The following is a 19,799-nucleotide window of genomic DNA, read 5'->3' as shown; positions in this document are numbered from 1 at the left end:
TCCAGCGGCGCGCCGGACAGCTCGAACTGCCCGCCCGGCTCCAGCGTGATCGAGCCGCCGTCGCGCTTGAGCGCCACCGGCTTGCCGTTCTCCTCGACCGCTTCCCAGCCAAAACGCGTCAGCCCTTCGAGCAGCTTGCGCACGCTGGGGCCGTCGCTCTCATAAGGCAGCGGGGCATGGTCTTTGAGCGCGAAGCCGAACTTTTCATGCTCGGTGCCGATGCGCCATTGATCCTTGGGCTTTTCACCCGCGGCGATATGGCCGATGAGCTGGGATTTGGTCTCGATCCGGGGGCCTTCGCCGCCTGCGTTATAGGTGCCGCTCATGGGTGGTGGTCTCCCCGCCAAGGCAAATCAGTGTGGCCGCACAGTTAGGGGGCCGATCTCCCTACGGCAAGCAGGGAAACCGGTTTTCGGTCACAAGCGTGTGAAGGCGCAGGCGCGAAATCACCAATCGCCGAGCATGGATTGCCAGACCGACAAGGCCGCAGCGACGGCGGTGTCGGCGCGCAGAATGCGCGGCCCCAGGCTGACCGGAAGGACGGAGGGCTGCGCGTGCAAAAGTGTGCGCTCCTCAATGGAAAACCCGCCTTCAGGCCCGGTCACCAATGCCCATTTGCCGCCGCGCTCACGCCCCGACAGCGCCTCGTGAATCGGCAAGGCCCGGCCATGCTCGCCGCCCCAGGGTTCAGTCTGGCTGTCCCCGCTTTCATCGGCGAACATCAAGGTGCGATCGGGCTCCCAGTCCTTGAGCATCCGGCTCAGGCTGACCGGGTCTGAAATCTGCGGGATGTCCAGACGCTCGGTCTGCTCGGCCGCTTCGCGCGCCAGCGCCTGCAGCCTGTCGGTGCGCACCCGGTCTGACTGGGTGCGTTGGGTGATCACAGGGGTGATCGAAGACACGCCCAGCTCGGTGGCTTTCTCGACGATGAAATCAGTGCGCGCCTTTTTCACGGGCGCGAAGAACAGCGCCATGTCCGGCGTCGCGCACTGGCTGCGGCGCTGTTGAACGATTTGCAGGCTGGCGCGTTTCCTGTCAGCGCTTGCCACTTCGGCGCGCCACTCGCCGTCGCGGCCGTTGAACAGCCGCACGCCATCGCCCGGTTTGCGGCGCATGACATTGACGAGGTAATGGGCCTGGTCCCGGTCAAGGTCCAGAAGGGCGCCGTCGCTTAGCGGCGCATCGATGAAAAGGCGCGGTTCGACACTCATGAATTGCGTTCTAGCGGCCCGTCGCCCACGTTCAAGCTCTGTCTTGCGCCTGAGGCGCAAGCCCGGAACCCGCACCTGAAACCGCCCCGGCCAAAGGAGCCCGCCATGAAATCCATCAACCCCTATACCGGCGACACCGTGTTTGAAGCGCAGTCCCACGGACAGGCGGCGATCGAGGCGGCCCTGACCCGCGCCGTGAACGCGGCGCCAAAGCTCAAGGCCATGGGGATGGACGCAAGGCTCGATGCTCTGCGCCAGGCCGCAGACATTCTGGACGATCAGCGTGACGCCATCGCCGAGCTGATGACCCGCGAAATGGGCAAACCGATCAAGCAGGCCCGCGCGGAGGTCGAGAAATGCGCCTGGCTGTGCCGCTATTACGCCGATGAAGCGCCGGACATGCTCAAGCCCGATCCGATCGAGGCGCCCGAAAAAGGCCAGTGCAGCCTCTATCACCTGCCCATCGGGCCGGTCTTCGCCGTGATGCCGTGGAATTTTCCGTTCTGGCAGGTGTTCCGCTTCGCCGCGCCCAATCTCGCCGTGGGCAATCCCGGACTTCTCAAGCACGCCTCCGCCGTGCCCGGCAGCGCGCTGAAGATCGCCGAAGTGCTGGACAAGGCGGGCTTTCCCGAAGGCGCCTTCCAGACGCTGCTGATCGGGTCGGACAAGACTGAAACCATCATCACCGATGATCGCATTCGCGGCGTCACCCTGACCGGCTCTGAAGGCGCGGGCTCGGCGGTGGCGTCTCTGGCGGGCAAGGCGATCAAGCCGTCGGTCATGGAGCTTGGGGGCTCTGACGCCTTCATCGTCATGCCCAGCGCGGACCTCGACACCGCGGTGGAGACCGCCGTCACCGCCCGCACCCAGAACAATGGCCAGTCCTGCATCGCGGCCAAGCGCTTCATCATCCACCAGGACATCTATGAGGAATTCACCGCCAAGTTCGTGCAATCCATGAAGGCGCTCAAAATCGGCGATCCGATGGACGAAAGCACCGATATCGGCCCGCTCTCAAGTGCTGACGCCGCCGATGAGGTTTATGATCTGGTGCGTCAGACGATTGATGGCGGCGCGAAAGTGCTGCTCGCGCCGGAGCGCAAGGATCGCGCCTTTCTGACGCCGGGCGTTCTGGCGGACATCCCGCGCGGCACGCCGGGCCACGACTCCGAGATTTTCGCGCCGGTGGCCCTGATGTTCAAGGCCGAGGACGTCGATCACGCCATCGCCATCGCCAACAATCACCCCTATGGCCTCGGATCGTCCTTCTGGTCGAAAGACAAGGCCGAGATCGAGACCGCCTGCACAGATCTTGAGGCGGGCTCCACCTATGTGAACCAGATGGTGGCGTCCGATCCGCGCCTGCCCTTTGGCGGCGTGAAAAAGTCCGGCTATGGCCGCGAATTGGCGCGCGACGGGCTGCTCGCCTTCACCAACCCCAAGACCATCGCCATCACAGGGCTCGACTAAAACCTGTGCGCCAGGCGGGTGGAAAATCTGCCCGCCTTGCGACCTTCAGGCTCTTTCGAACCGGCGCGCGGCGCGCTATCGATGCACGATGACCATCGCCCCTGATCGCCGCGTCGCTGACTCCGTACCCACATCCTGGGTGGATCACGCGCCATCCGCCCTGCGCCCGTATCTGCGGCTGGCGCGCTATGACCGGCCTGTGGGCTTCTGGCTGCTGGCGATCCCGTGCTGGCAGGGTCTGGCGCTGGCGAGCGTTCAAGCGGGGCTTGACTGGCTTGATCTGTACTGGGCGATCCTGTTTGGCGTGGGCGCGATCGCCATGCGCGGGGCCGGCTGCACCTATAACGACATCATCGACCGCGATATCGACGCCAAGGTCGCCCGCACCGCTGATCGTCCGCTGGCGGCGGGCACGGTCAGCCTGAAACAGGCCTGGGCGTTTCTGATCGCGCAGTGCCTTGTGGGTCTTCTGGTGCTGATCCAGCTGCCCCTGCCCGCAATCCTCACTGGGCTCGGCGCCTTGGCGCTGGTGGCGGGCTATCCGTTCATGAAGCGCATCACCTGGTGGCCGCAGGCCTGGCTGGGGCTGACCTTCAACTGGGGGGTGCTGGTGGCGGGCGCCACGGCGCTCGGGACACCCTTCGCGCCTGAAATCCTGCTTCTTTACGGGGCGAACCTGTTCTGGACTCTGGGCTATGACACCATCTACGCCTGTCAGGATATGGAGGACGACGCCATGGTGGGGGTGAAATCCTCCGCCCGCGCGCTTGGCGGCAAGATCAGCTTCGGCGTTCTGGCCTTCTATCTCATGGCGGCGGCGCTGGCCGCGCTGGCCGGGCTGGTCGCGGGCGCCGGGCTGATGTTCGCGCCCGCCTTCGCGGTCTTCGCCGCGCACCTGCTGCTACAGACCCGCAAACTTGACCCCGAGGACGGGCGGGAATGCCTGCGGCGGTTCAAGGCGAACCAGATCACCGGCTTGTTGCTGGCGGGCGCGTTCTTGCTGGGCGCTCTGTAAGCGAACACGCCGGCTTCACCAGCATGTGACTGGTCATGACGCGCTCTGAGCTTAACTGTGAAGGGTGACGCCAAGAGGAGGCCTCGTCATGACCACGCTCAGCCGCCGCCTGTTTCTCGCCACCGGCTTCGCCGCATTCGCCAGCCCCGCTCTTGGGCAGAGCGATCAGGACGGGCTGGAAGTCGCGCTGTTTGACCACCCGGACATCACGCCCTGGGGCGAGGCCGACATAGATTTCATGAGCCTCACTCGGGACCAGTGGCGCGAGCGCCTGAATGGCGAACAATTCCGCGTCTTGCGCCAGGAAGGCACCGAGCGCGCCGGGACCAGTCCTCTGAACCGCGAGCATCGCGACGGCATCTTCGTCTGCGCGGGCTGCGCTCTGCCGCTCTTTTCGTCTGAAGCCAAATACGAAAGCGGCACAGGCTGGCCCAGCTTCTGGGCGCCGATCCGCGGCGCCGTGGCCACCAAAGCCGATTATCGACTGTGGACGCCGCGCACCGAATACCATTGCGCCCGCTGCGAAGGCCATCAGGGCCATGTGTTTGATGACGGCCCGCGCCCGACGCGCCAGCGCTGGTGCAATAACGGGATCGCCCTCAACTTCGTGCCGCGCCCGGATAACGCCTGACCTGATTTTCCTGAAAGGATCTGACGATGAGCGACGACAATTACACGCATGTGACGCGCGCCAACGCGGACTACGCCGCGGGCTTTGATCGCGGCGGCAAACCCATCCCGCCCGCCAAGCAGGCCGCGATCCTGACCTGCATGGATGCGCGCATCATCCCCACCGAAGCCCTGGGCTACGAGCTGGGCGATGTTCACGTGATCCGCAATGCCGGCGGCCGCGCCAGCGATGATGCGATCCGCTCGCTGGTGATTTCCCACAAACTGCTGGGCACGAAAGAGTTCTTCGTGATCCACCATACCGATTGCGGCATGGCGCTGTTTGATCAAGAGACCATGGAGCGCCTGCTCGCTTCCAGCCTGAACACCGCGACGCCCGGCCCGGACGGCTGGAGCGATCCGGGTGGATCAGATGGCTCTGACGCCGGCAAGGATGTGGACTGGCTGACCTTCAAGGACGCCGCCGACGCCGTCACCGAAGATGTGAAACGCGTGCGCGATCACCCGCTGGTGCCAGCGCGCATTCCGATTTACGGCTTCATGTATGATGTCGACACCGGAAAGCTCACCGAAATCGAAGCCGCCAGCGCCATCGGCGAAGCCCGCTGAAGCTCTGACGCCCGATCAGGTTCTGGACGCGCACTGCCGCATCGCCAGCGCGCCGCTGACGCCTGAATTGCGCTTTCACCTCGCCAATCCGCAGAGTGATCTGTGGCGGGAGGAGGAAGATGCGCTGATCTCCATGGGCCTGCCCTCTCCCTTCTGGGCGTTCGCCTGGGGCGGCGGGCAGGCGCTGGCTCGACTGGTGATGGACCAGCCTGATCTGGTGCGCGGCAAACGTGTGCTCGACTTCGCCTGCGGGTGCGGCGTCGCCGGCATAGCGGCGGCGAAAGCGGGCGCGGATCTTGTGACGGCGACAGAAATCGACCCCTTCGCCGCTCACGCCGCCCGCGCCAATGCGCGCCTCAATGACGTCCACATGCAGGTGCTGCACGCCGATCTGGTGGGCTGTGATGATGGCTGGGATTTGGTTCTGGCGGGCGACGTGTTTTACGAGACCGACGCGGGCGCCGCGATCACCGACTGGCTTGAAAGCCTGCATGACCGAGGCGCGACGGTGCTGATCGGCGATCCGGGCCGCGCCTATCTGCCCAAGGACAAGCTTCACGTCGCCGCCCGGTTCGAGGCGCCCAGAGCAGGCGATCTGGAAGACCAGGATGTGGGCGCGGCGCGGGTCTGGCGCTTTCACGCCAAGCCCCGCGGCCTGCCCGAAATGGACTAGCGCAGATTGGCGTAACCGCCGTCGAGCGCAATGATCTGCCCGGTCACATAATCAGACGCGGGAGAGGCCAGAAACGCCGACAGGCCGATCATGTCATCCGGCGCGCCGATGCGGCCCAGCGGGATATGAGCCGAGACCGCGTCGCGGCCTTCAGGATTGCCCAGCGCGAAGGCGGTCATCTTGCTTTCAAACGGCCCCGGCGCGATGGCGTTCACGGTGATCTTGTCGCGCGCCAGACGCCGCGCCATCACCTTGGTCAGATGGTGCACCGCCGCCTTGCTGGCCGGATAGGCGTAAGTGTCTTCCATCATTGGCACGGCGAGACCCTCGATGGAGCCGATATTGATGATCCGGCCCCGGCCCGCCGCTTTGGACGCCGCCTGAAGCTGGGGCAGCAAAGCCTGGGTCAGGAAGAAGATGGATTTGACGTTAAGATCCATCACCCGGTCCCAGCCGTCCTCGGGAAACTCTTCCAGCGCTGCGCCCCAGGTCGCCCCGGCGTTATTGACCAGGATGTCGATGGCGTCCGTCTGCTCAGACAGCCATTTGGCGAAGGCCTGTCCTCCTTCGTTCGTGGACAGGTCAGAGGGGATGGCGTGAACTTCGCCAAACTCCGAGAGACGCTCCTGCGCCGCCTTCACCGCATCCGGCTTGCGCGACGTGATGAACACCCGCGCGCCTTGCTTGAGCAGGCCGGTGGCGATCATCTCGCCAATGCCGCGCGTGCCGCCGGTGACGACGGCGGTCTTGCCGGTGAGGTCAAAGAGTTGGGTGACGGACGTCATGATCGCGCTCCTTCATTCGGTAAGCGCTTAAGCAAGCAGCAAAGGCGGGCTGTGGGAAGAGGGTTTCGCTTTATTTTTCAGGCTCTGCCCCTGACCAGAAGCCGGGAAAGTCTTTCACACCCGAATGAATCGCGGCAACACTTCGGCATGGCTCGCGTTCGCGCCGTTGACCGGCGACTCTTCTTGCTGATCGAAATCGCCGCTCGGCGTCTGAGCCGGGAAGCGGATGCGCGTTTGCGCGCGGAAGCCAATGTCAGCGCCAGCCAATCCGCCGTCCTGTTCTTGCTGTTAAGGCGCGGCGAACGACGCCTGGGCTCCATCGGCGATATGCTGGCGCTCGGCGCGCCCGCGGTGACGGGCCTGATCAACCGGATGGAGACCGCCGGGCTGGTGATCAAACGCAAGGACGCGAGCGATAAGCGCGGCGCCCTGGTGGATCTGACCGAAGCGGGCCGTCGCGCCGCCGAACGTGCGGACCAGGTCTTGCGCGGGTTCAACACCGAGCTTGACGACAAGCTGGGCGAGCATGACGCGGCTGTGGTCTATGACGCCCTGACCCGGCTGGCGATTGATCGCGACGAATAATCAAACCGTCCGTGTTCAATTTCTGGACGCCGTTCACGCTGCGGCGTAGCCTTCCTTCATAGAAAACAAGCGTTGGGGGATCGGGTCATGTTTCGATTGATTTTGGGAGTGCTGGGCGTTGTCCTGGTTTTGGGCGTTGTACGCATCGGCTATGTGGTCACCCGCGCCAGCGGGGCGCTGAGCCATCCTGAATACACCGATAACGCCGCCTGCACGCCGGTGGAGATCGCGCCCGGCACTGAAGACGTGACCTATGATCCTGTGAGCGGGCTGGCCTTCGTGTCCGCAGCCGAGCGTCGCTCGGGCGAGATGCATCCGCGCAACGGCATCTATGTGTTTGACCCGGAAGACCCTCAGAGCGTGCGACTGGTCTCCATTGATGCGCCGGCGGACTTCCGCCCTCACGGCATCAGCCTGTGGCGCGGGGAGAGCGAGAGCGGCGAGCCCCTCGCCCGCCTGTTTGTGATCAGCCACCCCTATAGCGGCCATCAGGTGCTGATCTATGACGTGGCCGAGGATGGCGCGCTGTCCCATCTTCAGACCGTCAGCCATGACGCCCTGCGGTCGCCCAACGACATCGTCGGGGTCGGGCCAGAGCAGTTCTACGCCACAAACGATGTCTATTTCGGCGACACGCCGATGGGTTATCTTGAAGCGTTTCTCGGCCTGCCGCTGGGTTCGATCAGCTATTATGACGGCCAGGACGGCCGCATCGTCGCCGAAGGGCTGGCCTACGCCAACGGCATCAACATCAACGCCGACGGTTCTGAAGTTTACGCCTCGGGCTTTATCGGGCGCACGGTTCATGTCTTTGACCGGGATGCGGATACAGCCGAGCTGAACCGCACGGCGCGGCATCCTGTGCCGTTGGGCCTTGATAATATCGAGGTCGGCCCGGACGGTGATCTCTATATCGCGGGCAATGTCAGCGTCTTTGACTTCCTGGCGCACCAGTCAGACCCTGAGGCGCGCGCCCCGGCCCAGGCGGTTCGGGTTGACCCGCAAACGGGTGACTGGACGACGGTGTTCGCGGATTCCGGTGAAGCGATTGACTCCCCGTCCGTGGCGACACGCGCCGGCGATCAGCTGTTGCTGGGCGCGGTGTTTGATTCCCACGTCCTCGTCTGCCCCTATATGGCCAACTAATGCCCAGAGATTCCAAGGATGGCGTAATGACCGACCTGATCCGTGTGAGCGACGCGAACGGCGTCCGCACCCTGCGCTTTGACCGCGCTGACAAGAAAAACGCCATCACCCGCGCCATGTATTCGGCGATGGCGGACGGCCTTGAAGAGGCCAATGCGCGCTCTGACATCCGCGTCGTGGTCATCGCTGGCGGCGAGGGCTGTTTCTCCGCCGGCAATGACCTGATGGATTTCATGGAGGCCCCGCCCCATATCGGCGGCGGCGAAACCCCGCCCGTCGAGCGCTTCATGATGGCGCTGATGATGTGCGAGAAACCGGTGATCGCGGCGGTGGACGGGCTGGCCGTCGGCATCGGCACGACGCTGTTGCTGCACTGTGATCTCGTTTACGCCACCGAGCGAGCGCTGTTCACCACGCCCTTCGTCAATCTGGCGCTGGCGCCGGAATACGGCTCCTCCCAGATCCTGCCCGGCATTGTCGGGCGCGCCGTGGCCAGCGAAATGCTGCTGCTGGGCGCGAAATGGGACGCGAAGAAGGCCGAAGCGAAAAACCTGATCAATGCAGTCCTGCCAACCGAGGGCTTTGACGCGGCGGTGATGGAGATCGCCCAGCAAATCACCCAGCTGGCGCCGGGGGCGGTGAAAACCGCCAAAATGCTGATCAACCTGCCGCCCGAGGACATCAAGGACCGCATTGTGCGCGAAGGCGGCCTGTTCGCCGAGCAATTGCGCACCGATGAGTTCAAGGAAGCCGTGACGGCTTTCATGGAGCGCCGGGCGCCGGACTTCTCGAAGTTCGGATAGGCGAGATGGCCAAGGGCAGTCACGAATACATCGACGATCCCAGGAACGCCGCCATCCGGATCTGGATCAATGGCGAGTTGTTCGCGCGCGAAGACGCCAAGGTCTCCGTCTTTGATTCCGGCTTCATTCTTGGGGATGGCGTCTGGGAGGGCCTGCGCGTCCATGAGGGCCGAATCGCTTTTCTCGATCGGCATCTGGACCGGCTCTATGAAGGCGCGAAAGCGATCGACATGGAGATCGGCCTCACCCCTGAGGCTCTGACGCAAGCGCTTTACGACACGCTCAAGGCCAATGAGATGAGCGGGGACGGCGTGCATATCCGCCTCATGGTGACCCGCGGGATCAAGGCGACGCCGTATCAGGATCCGCGCGTCACCATCAGCCCGGCCACCGTGGTGATCATTCCCGAATGGAAGACGCCCAAGCCCGAAACCGCCACCCAGGGCCTCAACCTGTTCACCGTGCATGTGCGCCGCGGCTATCCCGATGTGCAGGATCCCAAGCTGAACTCCCACTCCAAACTCAACTGCATCACCGCCTGCATTCAGGCCGCGAAAGCCGGCGCCGACGAAGCCCTGATGCTCGATCCGCATGGCTTTGTGGCCACCTGCAATTCCACCCATTTCTTCATCGTCCGCAAGGGCGAGGTCTGGACCTCGAGCGGGGATTATTGCCTGGACGGGATCACCCGCGGCGTGGTGATCGAGATCTGCAAGGAGGCGGGCATTCCCGTCTTTGAGAAGAATTTCTCCCTGACGCAGGTCTATGGCGCCGACGAGGCTTTCGTGACGGGCACCTTTGCAGGCGTCGCGCCGGTCTCCACCGTGGACGGCCGGCTTTTGTGCGAGGGGCGAGGCCCGATGGTGGAACGCCTGCAGCAGCTCTATCTTGAAAAGATCACACGAGAGAGCGCGTCATGACGGATGCGCCCGTGCGCCTGTGCCTGTGGTCGGGACCGCGCAACATCTCCACAGCCACCATGCGCAGCTTTGAGGCGCGTGGGAATTGCGCCGTCTGGGATGAGCCGTTTTACGGGTATTATCTCAAACAGACCGGACTTGATCATCCGGGCCGGGAGCCGACGCTCGCAGCCTGGCCGACCGACCCAGCTGAGATCGCCCGCGCCTGCGCAGGGGCCGCGCCCCAGGGCCAGGCTGAGTTCTTCCAGAAGCATATGTGCCAGCACATGCTGGACGGGCTGGATCTGAGCTGGACCAAAGACTGCCGCCATATCTTTCTTATTCGCGACCCCGCCGAAGTCGCCGCCAGCTATCACGCCACCATGAAGCGCGCCTGCGCCGAAGACCTGGGCGCGATCCGGCAGGCGCGTTTGTATGATGAAATTTGCGATCTGACCGGGCGCGCCTGGCCCGTGATCGAAGGTGCAGACGTGCTGGCGAACCCCGCCAGCATGCTCGAAGCGGTCTGCGACACCGTAGGCATCGCCTATACCGACGCCATGCTGAGCTGGCCGCCCGGTCGGCGAACGACCGACGGCCCCTGGGCGCCATACTGGTATGCGCGCGTTGAAGCTTCCACCGGTTTTGAAGCCCCCCGAGCGAGCCCGCACGACCTGCCAGCGCACCTGTCCGAGGTCGTCGCAGACTGCGCGCCCGCCTATCAGCATCTCAAGGCTAGAAAGCTGACAGCGAGGTGACACTCGGAAAGCCTGCCTTTCCAAGTTCGACACAGACGCAGGACGGCCTCTGGCTTAGGGTTCCCTGAAGCGCAGAGACAGGGGCCGATTATGACCGAGTTCACGATTACCGAAGAGCGTTCACAAACCAAAGGTCGCTATGTCGCGACAGCCGCGGGCAAGCCCGAAGCCGAGCTGACCTATTCGATCTCCAATGACCATATGATCATCATTGATCATACCGGCGTGCCTGACGAGTGGCGCGGCATGGGCGTGGGAAAGGCGCTGGTTCAGCGCGCTGTTGAAGACGCGCGTGAGCGCGGCGTCCAGATCATCCCGCTCTGCCCGTTCGCCAAGGCCCAGATCAACAAGACCCCGGACTGGCACGACGTGCTCGAACCGGTGAGAAACACCTGAACGGACTTAGAAAAACGGGCGGACCACAGGTCCGCCCGATCAGGTGAGTGCTCACAGGGGAGATTATGATTTCAACCTAGCCTCCCACTTGTTTAAATTTAGTTAGTGAACGATTTCACCGAATACATTTCCTCACAAGCCGCTTGACCCTGCCCTGAAGCGCGCGGACCCTCTGAAAAAAAGGGGAGGATTTTCAATGCGCCGTCTTGTCTGGGTGATCGCCCTGATCGCCGCACTGTTCGTGGGCGGCTGGCTCTATGTCAGCCAGTCGACCTGGGGCCGGATCTATCTGCCGTCCGGCGCCGGACTCACCGCCAAGCAGGCCTGTTCGCTGACCTTCGTCTCCGGCCTGGATCCGGAGCGCGCACAGACGGACTATATCGACCCGCTGCTCGGTCCTGCGAAATCCCTGATCAGCCTAGAAGTCGACCGGTCAGCACGCCGTACGACGAGCGCCATATTCGGCTTGTTCTATCGTCAAACGGCTGTGTTCCGGGACGGGCTTGGCTGCACCCTGGTGCACGACCCCGATCAGTTTGACGCCGATCTGACGGTTCCCATGCCGCCTCCCTCCGCACTGATGGAGATTGATACAGCCTGGCGGGACGCGCATTTTGATGCGGATGCGCTGGACGCCGCCCTGGACGCCGCGTTCACCGAGGATGGCCGCAACACGCTCGCCGCCCTGGTGCTGCATGACGGGCGACTGGTGGCGGAACGCTACGCCGACGGCGTGGATGCGCGCAGTCCGCTATTGGGCTGGTCGATGACCAAATCCGCCGCCGTGACATTTGCGGGCGTGCTGGTGGAACGCGGTCTCATCGACATGCGAGCCGAAGGGTTGTCGCCGGATCTGAACGCGGTGGACCGGCCAGACATCACGCTGGACGACATGCTGCGCATGACGGGCGGTCTCGACGGCTTCGAACTCAATAACGGCCATGACCCCAATTCAGAAATGCTGATGACCCAGTCCGACATGGCCGCCTACGCCGCCTCACGCAACAAGTTGCACGAGCCGGGCGAAGAGTGGAGCTATCAAAGCGTGAACACCATCCTGGCAGGGGCCGCGATGGAAGAGTTCATGGGCGATACGCTCGCAGACAGGGTTGAAACCCTGCGCGCCTGGCTGTTTGAGCCTCTGGGCATGAATTCTGTGGTGTTCGAACCCGATCAGTCCGGCACGCTGCAATGGTCGAGCTATATGTACGCGACCGCTCAGGATTGGGCGCGGCTGGGCCAGCTGTACCTCGACAATGGCCGGGTGGGCGACGCACAGATCATCCCGCCTAACTGGCTGACCTATGTGGGCACGCCCACTGTGGACTGGTACGGCTCAGGCTTCTGGTTAAACATCGAGGGATTGCCCTCCGACACGGTCGCCATGCAAGGCTTCCAGGGCCAGCACGGCTTTGTCATCCCGTCTGAAGACCTGGTCATCGTGCGCATGGGCGCGACCTTGGGCATGGAGAGCGGCGCACCCGAATTTGGCGCCGCTGTCATCGCCGCCAAGCGCGACACGTCTGATCTGGAGGCGCCCGCAGAGGCTCAGACGGCGGAGGGCTAGTCCACTTCCGTCCGCTGCAGGATCCGGTCGAACGGGTGCGGGGTCACCCGTTCGGCCTTGATCATGAAGGCGTTGAATCTGGGATGACGACCGCGCCAGCCGCGCACATGGTTCCGCGCGCTGTCTGAATTGGACAGGATCAGCGCGGCGCCGATGGCGATCAGCACCAGCCCGAACGGCAAAGGCGTCCAGAAGAGCGGGAGGCCGACCGCGATCAGCAAGAACCCCAGTGTTTGATATACGAACCTCATGCATGACAAATGCGCAGGGCGGCATTTGGTTGCAAGAGCGTTAACAGCATCAGGCGCCGCCCGCACGCAGCCTTGCGCCTATAACGCAGCTTCGCGCTTGGCCCGCCTGCCGGGCAGGCCTAGTTTGCACTCCATCTGACAGGAGGGCCGGATGGCGTACAAATCTCTGCGCGACTTCATCGCTTTGCTGGAGGCGGAAGGCGAGCTCAAGCGCGTCTCCCGCCCGGTCTCCACCCATCTGGAAATGACCGAGATCCAGACCCGGCTTCTGAAAACCGGCGGTCCTGCGGTCCTGTTTGAAAACCCCGTACATGAAGACGGCCGCCCCAGCGAAATGCCGGCGCTGGCCAATCTGTTCGGCACGGTGGGCCGCGTCGCCCGCGCGGTGACCCTGGGCGGCGAGCCGCGCAAGACGGCGTCTGATCTGCGCGAAGTGGGCGAGCTTCTGGCCTTCCTGCGTCAGCCCGAACCGCCGCGCGGCCTGAAAGATGCGCTCGGCATGCTGCCGCTGGCCAAGACCGTGATGAGCATGCGCCCCGCCAATGTGCGCAAGGCGCCGTGCCAGGAAGTCGTGCTGCAAGGCGAGGACATTGATCTGGATCGCCTGCCGATCCAGGGCTGCTGGCCGGGCGAGCCGGACCCGCTGATCACCTGGCCGCTGGTGGTTACAAAGGGCCCGTCCGACGACAAGCAGGACGACTTCAACCTCGGCATTTACCGAATGCAGAAGCTGGGCAAGGACCGCGCGATCATGCGCTGGCTCAAGCATCGCGGCGGCGCCCAGCATTTCCAACGCTGGAAGAATGAAAAGCCCGAGCCCCTGCCCGTGGCCTGCGTGCTGGGCGCCGATCCCGGCACCATCCTCGCCGCCGTCACGCCCGTGCCGGATACGCTGAGCGAATACCAGTTCGCGGGGCTGCTGCGCGGTCAGAAAGCCGAGCTGGTGGACTGCAAGACCGTGCCGCTGAAAGTCCCCGCCGAGGCCGAGATCGTGCTTGAAGGCCATGTGATGCTGGATGAGTACGAGGATGAAGGCCCGTACGGCGATCACACCGGCTATTACAACTCGGTCGAGAAATTCCCGGTCTTCAAGATCAGCGCCATCACCATGCGCAAGGACCCGATCTATCTGACCACCTTTACGGGGCGTCCGCCGGACGAACCCTCCGTGCTGGGTGAAGCGCTCAACGAGGTGTTCATCCCGCTGGTGCGCCAGCAATTCCCCGAGATCGTCGACTTCTGGCTGCCGCCTGAAGGCTGCAGCTATCGCATCGCCGTCATCTCGATGAAGAAGGCGTATTCCGGCCACGCCAAGCGGGTGATGATGGGCGCCTGGTCCTATCTGCGCCAGTTCATGTACACCAAATGGGTGATCGTCGTGGATGACGACATCAATGCGCGCGACTGGAAGGATGTGATGTGGGCGATCTCCACCCGCATGGACCCGGTACGCGACATCACCCCGATCGAGAACACCCCCATCGACTATCTCGACTTCGCGTCTCCGGTCTCAGGCCTCGGCTCCAAGATCGGGCTGGACGCCACCAATAAATGGCCCGGCGAGACCAACCGCGAATGGGGCGAGAAGCTCTATATGGAGCAGGACGTCATCGACCGGGTGGACGCCATGTGGAGCGAGCTGGGGCTGGACTAGGGCCCCAGCGCCCGGCGCAACGGCTTAGGCCGTCGCCGGTTCCGGTTTCATGACAAGCAGGGCCACGCCCACCACAAAGAACCACGCAATAAAGCCGAGCCCGAAAATCATCGTCGCGACCGAGGCCAAGACGGGCAGGGTTGAGGCTACGCCCGCGCCGCCCACCACCAGCCCCAGCAGATTGACCGGCATGGGGAGGGTCCGGGACTGAAACCCGGCCAGGCTCAGCAGAACGATCCACAGCCCGCCGGTGATCTCATTCCCGCCGCCCAGTCCGGCCGCCACCACGACCGTGCTCCGCCACAAGGATCCGGCGGCGGCCATATCGGTTTCGGCGAGCTGGACGATCTGGCTGGTGGCCACATTGGTCAACATGCCCGTGGCCATGATCAATCCCGCCCAGATCAGTCCGAACGCCGTCGCGGTTTGCACCAATCCATTCGCAGCCGCTTTCACCCGTTGATGCACGGCGATGACCAACACCACCATGAGCACGGCGTTGAGCACATAGATCACCAGATTCCAGGCTGACATCAGAGCCGCATTTTCAACCAGGAACCCCACATGCTGCTCCGCAGGCACGGACAGGCTGCCATACTGAACCGGCCCCAATATGCTGAAATAGACCCAGAACCCGATCACGTAGGTCAGGCCCGCCGCGATTGCGGCCACTCCACCGAGACGTTGAAACATCCGTCTTCCCTTCCTTCAAAAGTCAGTTTGAAATCGGTCTAGCCCGTTGAGGCGTTCCGTGTGTGTCCGCGTGACGGCGTGGACATCAGCGCTGCATTCGACCGGCTGCGAGCCGGACCTTCACCCCGAAGACCAGGGTCCAACCGATCACGGTCAGAACCGGGACAGACAGAACAAGCGGAGTGCGAAGCGCTTCGGGCAGCACATGGTTATTGCCAAAGAAAAAGATCCCTGTGGCGAGGAAGAAGGCGAAACCCATCCGCCAGAGATGACGACTGAGCCAGCTCACGCGCTGCGGCGCCGTGTTTCGGGCATAAAACAGATCCAGCACGAACAGCCCGAAACTCACCCCCGCAAGCAAGTAGAAGGCTGCCGGGGGGAGGTCATTGAGCCTTCCCTCAGGGGAAGACGCGGCAATCAGCCCGCCCGACACAGCCCCCAGACACAGCCCGCCTGAAACAAGGCCGGACCATCGCGCCAGAACGATTGAGAGCCAGGCCTGTCGTCGGGCCGCAGCCCAACTGGTCAAGACGGCATGTCCCGCTATGCCTGACAGAAACACCGTGAACAGAATGTCTCGCGCCAGACTGAGCCAGAGACCGCTGAGCGCCAGGGCCAGCATGGCGATCACAAAGATGGACCCCGAGGCGCGGTGCCAGACCTGCCCCTTGCGAGATGACAAGGCCGCCAGTCCAGCCAACACCGCCACGCACCCCACTGCAAAATGGGCGATCCCCAACAGATCAGGCTCAGTCATCATCCCGCAATTCCATGACGTGTCCGCGCGAACGCCGCGCATATGTCTCATCGGCATAGGAGGCGAGACGGCCAAACGTCGTCCGCGCGTGAGGGCGAGGACACAATCAGGCAGGGATAGCGATTGAATGGGGCAATGCGCTGAACTAGACCCAAGCTATGCAAACTGACGCCCTGCTCGTGATCTCTTCCGTACTGGTCGGCATTTCCCTGACCGGCGTTGTCATGACCTTGCGCGGGTCTGCACCGGCGCCCGGTCGCCCTACGCTGATCGTCGTGTTCGGATTGTTTCTGGGGTTGGCCGGACTGCCGCTGATCGCGCGGTTCGCCAGACCCGTGTATGATCTGTACCTGCCCGCGCTCTTGCCCTGCCTCATGCTCTTGCCGGCCTGTCTTTTCCAGTATGTCACAGAGCGGATTGAGACCATCGACCACAGGCCCTGGCGGCGTCGGCATCTGGGGCTCCCGTTCATCGGCGTGATTGTCATGATCGGCTACTGGGCCCTGCCCGGGCCGGTCCGGCGAACACTGCTGATCGAAGGCGATCTGCCAGAGGGCTGGTTCCCGGCCCTGCTCGCGTTGACAACCTTTGCGCTCATTCTGATCTGGGCCGTGACGTCCCTGGTTTACCTGGCGGTGATCGTGAAACACCTGTCGCGCTACAGAGCCCGGCTCAAAGCCCTCTATTCCAATACCGAAGCGTACGAGCTGCGCTGGATGGATGGGTTCATCCTCATGCTCGTCATCGGCTGGGGCCTCTCAGGCCTCTCAGTCATCAGTGACAATCTGGGTCCTGGTTTGATCGTGCCGGCTGAAGGGGTTGTTCTCACGATTGGCCTGGCCGTGCTGATGCTTGTGGTCTTCGCCACCGGACAAATGCCCGCTCAAGACATCCCGCTTGCACTGCCCCCCGAGCCGGACAAGTACGCCCGCTCGGCGTTATCGTCCGAACGCACGGAACACATCGCCCGCAAGCTCGAAACGGCCATGCGAGCCGAGGCGCTCTATCTGGATCCCACGCTGTCGCTCCAAAAACTGGCCAAGCATGTGGCCGCACCCCACAATCATGTCTCCCAAACCCTGAACGGGCATCTGGGCACGACATTTTTTGATTATGTGGCGCGATGGCGCGTTCAAGCGGCCCAGCCCTTATTGCTGGCCCAAGAAGCCTCGGTCCTGACCATAGCCCTCGAAGTCGGCTTCAATTCACGCTCCACCTTCTACAAGGCGTTCAAACGTGAAACCGGGCTGACCCCTAAAGACTATCAGAAACAGAACGCGCCAAGCGCTTAACCCCGCGGTAACTCACATTACCAGTTCCGCGTGCAATTTCCGGATGTTGGGCGCATGGTCTGGGTATGAACTCGGTTTTCTCATCCGGCGTACAAGCCTTCCAAGCCGCCACAGCGCGGCTGTATGCTGCGGCAGGCATGGTCAACCGCGTTCGCCCATCGACCATCCCTGCCGCGCTTACCCAAAGCGCTTCAGCTCCTGACGCGCCTGCCGGGCGATCCGACGCCCCCCCACCACCCGCCGGACCCGGCGGGCGCGTTTCTTCTTTTGACGATGACTATGTCACCGCCATGGTCGATATGATCAAAGCTGAACACCAGGCCTCCGCCGCCGTCAGCGTCATTCGCACGGCCGATGAGATGATCGGTAAGTTGCTGGACGCTAAAGCGTAAATCAGCGCGAACTGACTGCAGTAACTCCGCCGATGCTCAGGAAGCCGTTAAGGCTTCACGCCTAGTGTGCCCCCATGGCTGTGTCAGAATCCATCCCTGCTGCGGGTGCATCCCCCAATGTGTCGGCGCCCGTCCTGGATGCCGGCGAAGATCGGCTGCATATCCATATCTGCGAAGCCAGCCGGGTTCAGCGCGCCATTCTGTGCCGCATGCTGGGCGAAGCCGGCTTTGAGACCAGCTCGTCCGGTCATGCCGAAGACAGCCTCAAACAGCTGGCCGACAACCCGCCCGACATTTTCATGACAGCGATCGAGTTGCCCGATTTCTCCGGGCTTGAGAGCTGTTGGCTGGTCAAGGCCAACCCCGAGACCGAGCATGTTCACACCATGGTGCTGACCGCGTCAGGCCAGGAGGACAAGCTCGCTGAATCGCTCGATTCAGGCGCTGACGATTATCTGACGAAACCGCTCGATCCCAACGAGTTGAAAGCCCGCCTGCGCGCGGCGTCGCGCATTGTGCGCCTGACCCAGCGCATGCGGAACGAAGCGGAGACGGATGCACTGACCGGGGCGTATAATCGCCGGGTCTTCATGCGCACGCTGGAGCGCGAACACAAGAAAGCGCTCGACCAGGCGCTGCCGTTCAGCGTCGGCATGGTTGATCTTGATTTCTTCAAGAAGATCAATGACACCCATGGCCATGCCAGCGGCGACCGGGTGTTGATCGAGACCGTGCGCCAGCTCAAAGCCCAGCTCCGCCCGCCCGCCATGCTGGGCCGACTGGGCGGCGAGGAATTCGCCGTTGTTCTGCCCGGTCAGGATGAGCAGCAAGCGCGCCAGACCTGCGAAACCCTGCGCGAGACCGTCCAGGCCATGCATGTGGAGAACGATGTGGGACAGCGCATCCCCGTCACGGCCTCGCTGGGGCTCGCCGTTCTGAACCCCGGCGATCTCAACTCGACCGGCGAGCACATGCTCGCACGCGCCGACGGCGGCCTTTATGACGCCAAGGAAGGCGGTCGCAATCAGGTTTGCATCGGCTGATCTTTTCGAGCTGGTGCGAACGCTCTAGGGTCCGGCCATGACCCAAGTTTCCGTTGATATCGTCTCTGACGTGGTTTGCCCCTGGTGCTGGCTTGGCCTGCGCTATTGGGATCAGGCCCGCGAGCTGGTTCCCGAGATCCAGACCGAAACCCTGTATCGTCCGTTTCAGCTGGACGGCGCGATCCCGCCCGGCGGCGTCGCCTATAAGGACTATATGAAAAAGAAGTTCGGCGATGGCCCGGACGACCGCTTCAAGATGATGCGTGAGCATCTTGAACAGGCCGGCCCCGCCGCCGGGATCAACTTCCGCTTTTCCGGCATCCCCATGCGGCCCAACACGCTTAACGCGCATCGCGTCATCCGCTGGGCGCAAGGTCAGGATCTGGGCGAGGCCGCGTCCGAACGCCTGCACAAGGCGTTCTTTGATGACCATCTCGACATTGGCGATCCGGCCATCCTTTCGCAGCTGGCCGGCGAGATCGGTCTGGACGCCGACATCGTCGCCTCCCTGCTGCAATCAGATCAGGACAGCCAGGCGGTTCTGGACGAAGAGCAGTTCTATCGTCGGCTAGGCGTTCAGGGCGTGCCGTGCTTTATTTTCAACGGACAGTTCGCAGTCTCCGGCGCCGAGGCGCCTGAAGTTCTGGCGGACGCGATCCGGCAGGCCGCCAGCCTGCCACAGGATAATGACGACGCCGGATAACCGGCGCGCCGCAGGGGGAAATCCATGACCGCAATGCAAGTCGCCAGCCTTTATGTTGGCCTCAACCTACTGATTCTGCTGATCCTCGGGGCCAATGTGGTCCGGTACCGGCTCAGCACCAAGACCAGCCTGGGGATGGGCGACAGCCCCGACCTTGAACGCGCCTGCCGCGCCCACGCCAACGGCGCGGAATGGACGCCGGGCGTCCTGATCGCTCTGGTGGTGATGGCGCTGATCGGCGCGCCGGTCATGGCGATTCACGCTGTCGGTGTAACGCTGACGGTCGCGCGCGGCATTCATGGCTGGGGCGTCGCCACCCAGGACGGACCCAATATCGGTCGCTTTCTCGGCGCCCTGTTGACCATGACCATTTATGCGGTTCTGGCGGTCGGTCTGATCCTTCATGCGGTCACGGGCTGAGCCTTCAGCCGATCTGACGCGTTGCGCTCGGGGCCGTGTTGACGTTA

The 19,799-nt window shown here is 63.3% G+C and carries 23 protein-coding genes and 1 pseudogene; 18 read left to right on the top strand and 6 right to left on the bottom strand.

Features of this window, described 5'->3' with window-relative positions; genetic code table 11:
- Positions 1-326: pseudogene (locus B3M53_RS01805) on the bottom strand (glutamate--cysteine ligase); the annotation flags it as partial.
- A 120-nt stretch (positions 327-446) separates the two neighbouring features.
- Positions 447-1,211, bottom strand: a complete 765-nt coding sequence (locus B3M53_RS01800; RefSeq protein WP_273020869.1) for a 16S rRNA (uracil(1498)-N(3))-methyltransferase — start codon at positions 1,209-1,211, stop codon at positions 447-449.
- A 105-nt stretch (positions 1,212-1,316) separates the two neighbouring features.
- Between B3M53_RS01800 and B3M53_RS01795 the strand changes: the two genes are divergently transcribed.
- The 5 genes from B3M53_RS01795 to B3M53_RS01775 all read left to right on the top strand — a co-directional run bounded on the left by B3M53_RS01795 (position 1,317) and on the right by B3M53_RS01775 (position 5,608).
- Positions 1,317-2,681, top strand: a complete 1,365-nt coding sequence (locus tag B3M53_RS01795; protein ID WP_273020871.1) for an NAD-dependent succinate-semialdehyde dehydrogenase — start codon at positions 1,317-1,319, stop codon at positions 2,679-2,681.
- A gap of 88 nt (positions 2,682-2,769) precedes the next feature.
- Positions 2,770-3,696, top strand: coding sequence for a 4-hydroxybenzoate octaprenyltransferase (gene ubiA, locus B3M53_RS01790; protein WP_160092133.1), 927 nt, complete (start codon positions 2,770-2,772; stop codon positions 3,694-3,696).
- 88 nt (positions 3,697-3,784) lie between these two features.
- A complete protein-coding gene (msrB, locus tag B3M53_RS01785) occupies positions 3,785-4,327 on the top strand; it encodes a peptide-methionine (R)-S-oxide reductase MsrB (protein WP_022701638.1) in 543 nt (180 codons plus the stop codon).
- Positions 4,328-4,353: 26 nt separating this feature from the next.
- Positions 4,354-4,935: a beta-class carbonic anhydrase gene (locus tag B3M53_RS01780; RefSeq protein ID WP_273020875.1), complete on the top strand. Its 582-nt coding sequence runs from the start codon at positions 4,354-4,356 to the stop codon at positions 4,933-4,935.
- A complete protein-coding gene (locus B3M53_RS01775; protein WP_273020876.1) occupies positions 4,871-5,608 on the top strand; it encodes a class I SAM-dependent methyltransferase in 738 nt (245 codons plus the stop codon). The genes B3M53_RS01780 and B3M53_RS01775 overlap by 65 nt, the downstream gene beginning before the upstream one ends.
- Here B3M53_RS01775 and B3M53_RS01770 read toward each other — a convergent pair.
- Positions 5,605-6,393, bottom strand: a complete 789-nt coding sequence (locus tag B3M53_RS01770) for a glucose 1-dehydrogenase (RefSeq protein WP_273020878.1) — start codon at positions 6,391-6,393, stop codon at positions 5,605-5,607. The two genes, B3M53_RS01775 and B3M53_RS01770, sit on opposite strands and share 4 nt — an antisense overlap.
- Before the next feature lie 147 nt (positions 6,394-6,540).
- On the opposite strand from B3M53_RS01770, the gene B3M53_RS01765 reads away from it, so the two are divergent.
- From B3M53_RS01765 to B3M53_RS01735, 7 genes are all read left to right on the top strand, one after another.
- The gene (locus tag B3M53_RS01765) at positions 6,541-6,978 is read left to right on the top strand and encodes a MarR family winged helix-turn-helix transcriptional regulator (protein WP_273020880.1); all 438 of its coding nucleotides are present in this window, start codon (positions 6,541-6,543) and stop codon (positions 6,976-6,978) included.
- Positions 6,979-7,065: 87 nt separating this feature from the next.
- Positions 7,066-8,124 (top strand): strictosidine synthase family protein, encoded by a 1,059-nt coding sequence (locus tag B3M53_RS01760; protein WP_273020882.1) that lies wholly within the window; start codon positions 7,066-7,068, stop codon positions 8,122-8,124.
- 26 nt (positions 8,125-8,150) lie between these two features.
- On the top strand, positions 8,151-8,927 hold the full coding sequence (locus tag B3M53_RS01755; protein ID WP_022701632.1) for an enoyl-CoA hydratase: 777 nt from the start codon (positions 8,151-8,153) through the stop codon (positions 8,925-8,927).
- A gap of 5 nt (positions 8,928-8,932) precedes the next feature.
- Positions 8,933-9,847 carry an aminotransferase class IV gene (locus tag B3M53_RS01750; RefSeq protein ID WP_273020884.1) on the top strand — a complete coding sequence of 305 codons (915 nt, stop codon included), beginning with the start codon at positions 8,933-8,935 and terminating at the stop codon, positions 9,845-9,847.
- On the top strand, positions 9,844-10,584 hold the full coding sequence (locus B3M53_RS01745; RefSeq protein ID WP_273020886.1) for a hypothetical protein: 741 nt from the start codon (positions 9,844-9,846) through the stop codon (positions 10,582-10,584). The genes B3M53_RS01750 and B3M53_RS01745 overlap by 4 nt, the downstream gene beginning before the upstream one ends.
- Positions 10,585-10,674: 90 nt before the next feature.
- Positions 10,675-10,980 carry a GNAT family N-acetyltransferase gene (locus B3M53_RS01740; RefSeq protein ID WP_273020888.1) on the top strand — a complete coding sequence of 102 codons (306 nt, stop codon included), beginning with the start codon at positions 10,675-10,677 and terminating at the stop codon, positions 10,978-10,980.
- Positions 10,981-11,176: 196 nt separating this feature from the next.
- Entirely contained in the window at positions 11,177-12,547 is a 1,371-nt protein-coding gene (locus B3M53_RS01735; RefSeq protein WP_273020889.1) for a serine hydrolase domain-containing protein, read from the top strand.
- Here the strand turns inward: B3M53_RS01735 and B3M53_RS01730 are convergent.
- Positions 12,544-12,798 (bottom strand): hypothetical protein, encoded by a 255-nt coding sequence (locus tag B3M53_RS01730; RefSeq protein ID WP_160092144.1) that lies wholly within the window; start codon positions 12,796-12,798, stop codon positions 12,544-12,546. The genes B3M53_RS01735 and B3M53_RS01730 overlap by 4 nt on opposite strands.
- Positions 12,799-12,949: 151 nt before the next feature.
- Here B3M53_RS01730 and B3M53_RS01725 point away from each other — a divergent pair, with 151 nt between their 5' ends.
- On the top strand, positions 12,950-14,452 hold the full coding sequence (locus B3M53_RS01725) for a UbiD family decarboxylase (RefSeq protein ID WP_160092145.1): 1,503 nt from the start codon (positions 12,950-12,952) through the stop codon (positions 14,450-14,452).
- A 24-nt stretch (positions 14,453-14,476) separates the two neighbouring features.
- On the opposite strand, the gene B3M53_RS01720 is transcribed toward B3M53_RS01725, so the two are convergent.
- Both B3M53_RS01720 and B3M53_RS01715 read right to left on the bottom strand, forming a co-directional pair.
- Entirely contained in the window at positions 14,477-15,145 is a 669-nt protein-coding gene (locus B3M53_RS01720) for a hypothetical protein (RefSeq protein WP_273020891.1), read from the bottom strand.
- Between the two features lie 85 nt (positions 15,146-15,230).
- Positions 15,231-15,902, bottom strand: coding sequence for a DUF2306 domain-containing protein (locus B3M53_RS01715; RefSeq protein ID WP_286799557.1), 672 nt, complete (start codon positions 15,900-15,902; stop codon positions 15,231-15,233).
- A 158-nt stretch (positions 15,903-16,060) separates the two neighbouring features.
- On the opposite strand from B3M53_RS01715, the gene B3M53_RS01710 reads away from it, so the two are divergent.
- From B3M53_RS01710 to B3M53_RS01690, 5 genes are all read left to right on the top strand, one after another.
- A complete protein-coding gene (locus B3M53_RS01710) occupies positions 16,061-17,194 on the top strand; it encodes a helix-turn-helix domain-containing protein (RefSeq protein WP_273020895.1) in 1,134 nt (377 codons plus the stop codon).
- A gap of 65 nt (positions 17,195-17,259) precedes the next feature.
- Positions 17,260-17,586, top strand: a complete 327-nt coding sequence (locus tag B3M53_RS01705; RefSeq protein WP_273020897.1) for a flagellar basal body rod C-terminal domain-containing protein — start codon at positions 17,260-17,262, stop codon at positions 17,584-17,586.
- Between the two features lie 74 nt (positions 17,587-17,660).
- Entirely contained in the window at positions 17,661-18,629 is a 969-nt protein-coding gene (locus B3M53_RS01700; RefSeq protein WP_273020899.1) for a GGDEF domain-containing response regulator, read from the top strand.
- Positions 18,630-18,666: 37 nt separating this feature from the next.
- Positions 18,667-19,332 (top strand): DsbA family oxidoreductase, encoded by a 666-nt coding sequence (locus B3M53_RS01695; protein WP_273020901.1) that lies wholly within the window; start codon positions 18,667-18,669, stop codon positions 19,330-19,332.
- A gap of 24 nt (positions 19,333-19,356) precedes the next feature.
- A complete protein-coding gene (locus tag B3M53_RS01690) occupies positions 19,357-19,752 on the top strand; it encodes an MAPEG family protein (RefSeq protein WP_022701619.1) in 396 nt (131 codons plus the stop codon).
- Positions 19,753-19,799 lie beyond the last annotated feature (47 nt).

It is taken from the genome of Oceanicaulis sp. UBA2681, assembly GCF_002354675.1.
GTDB lineage: Bacteria > Pseudomonadota > Alphaproteobacteria > Caulobacterales > Maricaulaceae > Oceanicaulis > Oceanicaulis alexandrii.
The sequence above is the reverse complement of the archived record's forward strand: the minus strand, read 5'-3'. Positions and strand labels throughout refer to the sequence as shown.

Bases quoted from the DNA above. Each gene is read 5' to 3' on its own strand.
- B3M53_RS01760 (WP_273020882.1), top strand. From the start codon at position 7,066: ATGTTTCGATTGATTTTGGGAGTGCTGGGCGTTGTCCTGGTTTTGGGC.
- B3M53_RS01690 (WP_022701619.1), top strand. From the start codon at position 19,357: ATGACCGCAATGCAAGTCGCCAGCCTTTATGTTGGCCTCAACCTACTG.
- B3M53_RS01735 (WP_273020889.1), top strand. From the start codon at position 11,177: ATGCGCCGTCTTGTCTGGGTGATCGCCCTGATCGCCGCACTGTTCGTG.
- B3M53_RS01750 (WP_273020884.1), top strand. From the start codon at position 8,933: ATGGCCAAGGGCAGTCACGAATACATCGACGATCCCAGGAACGCCGCC.
- ubiA (WP_160092133.1), top strand. From the start codon at position 2,770: ATGACCATCGCCCCTGATCGCCGCGTCGCTGACTCCGTACCCACATCC.
- B3M53_RS01745 (WP_273020886.1), top strand. From the start codon at position 9,844: ATGACGGATGCGCCCGTGCGCCTGTGCCTGTGGTCGGGACCGCGCAAC.
- B3M53_RS01730 (WP_160092144.1), bottom strand. From the start codon at position 12,798: ATGAGGTTCGTATATCAAACACTGGGGTTCTTGCTGATCGCGGTCGGC.
- msrB (WP_022701638.1), top strand. From the start codon at position 3,785: ATGACCACGCTCAGCCGCCGCCTGTTTCTCGCCACCGGCTTCGCCGCA.
- B3M53_RS01780 (WP_273020875.1), top strand. From the start codon at position 4,354: ATGAGCGACGACAATTACACGCATGTGACGCGCGCCAACGCGGACTAC.
- B3M53_RS01700 (WP_273020899.1), top strand. From the start codon at position 17,661: ATGGCTGTGTCAGAATCCATCCCTGCTGCGGGTGCATCCCCCAATGTG.
- B3M53_RS01710 (WP_273020895.1), top strand. From the start codon at position 16,061: ATGCAAACTGACGCCCTGCTCGTGATCTCTTCCGTACTGGTCGGCATT.
- B3M53_RS01725 (WP_160092145.1), top strand. From the start codon at position 12,950: ATGGCGTACAAATCTCTGCGCGACTTCATCGCTTTGCTGGAGGCGGAA.
- B3M53_RS01800 (WP_273020869.1), bottom strand. From the start codon at position 1,211: ATGAGTGTCGAACCGCGCCTTTTCATCGATGCGCCGCTAAGCGACGGC.
- B3M53_RS01795 (WP_273020871.1), top strand. From the start codon at position 1,317: ATGAAATCCATCAACCCCTATACCGGCGACACCGTGTTTGAAGCGCAG.
- B3M53_RS01765 (WP_273020880.1), top strand. From the start codon at position 6,541: ATGGCTCGCGTTCGCGCCGTTGACCGGCGACTCTTCTTGCTGATCGAA.
- B3M53_RS01705 (WP_273020897.1), top strand. From the start codon at position 17,260: ATGAACTCGGTTTTCTCATCCGGCGTACAAGCCTTCCAAGCCGCCACA.
- B3M53_RS01770 (WP_273020878.1), bottom strand. From the start codon at position 6,393: ATGACGTCCGTCACCCAACTCTTTGACCTCACCGGCAAGACCGCCGTC.
- B3M53_RS01695 (WP_273020901.1), top strand. From the start codon at position 18,667: ATGACCCAAGTTTCCGTTGATATCGTCTCTGACGTGGTTTGCCCCTGG.
- B3M53_RS01755 (WP_022701632.1), top strand. From the start codon at position 8,151: ATGACCGACCTGATCCGTGTGAGCGACGCGAACGGCGTCCGCACCCTG.
- B3M53_RS01740 (WP_273020888.1), top strand. From the start codon at position 10,675: ATGACCGAGTTCACGATTACCGAAGAGCGTTCACAAACCAAAGGTCGC.
- B3M53_RS01715 (WP_286799557.1), bottom strand. From the start codon at position 15,902: ATGACTGAGCCTGATCTGTTGGGGATCGCCCATTTTGCAGTGGGGTGC.
- B3M53_RS01775 (WP_273020876.1), top strand. From the start codon at position 4,871: ATGATGTCGACACCGGAAAGCTCACCGAAATCGAAGCCGCCAGCGCCA.
- B3M53_RS01720 (WP_273020891.1), bottom strand. From the start codon at position 15,145: ATGTTTCAACGTCTCGGTGGAGTGGCCGCAATCGCGGCGGGCCTGACC.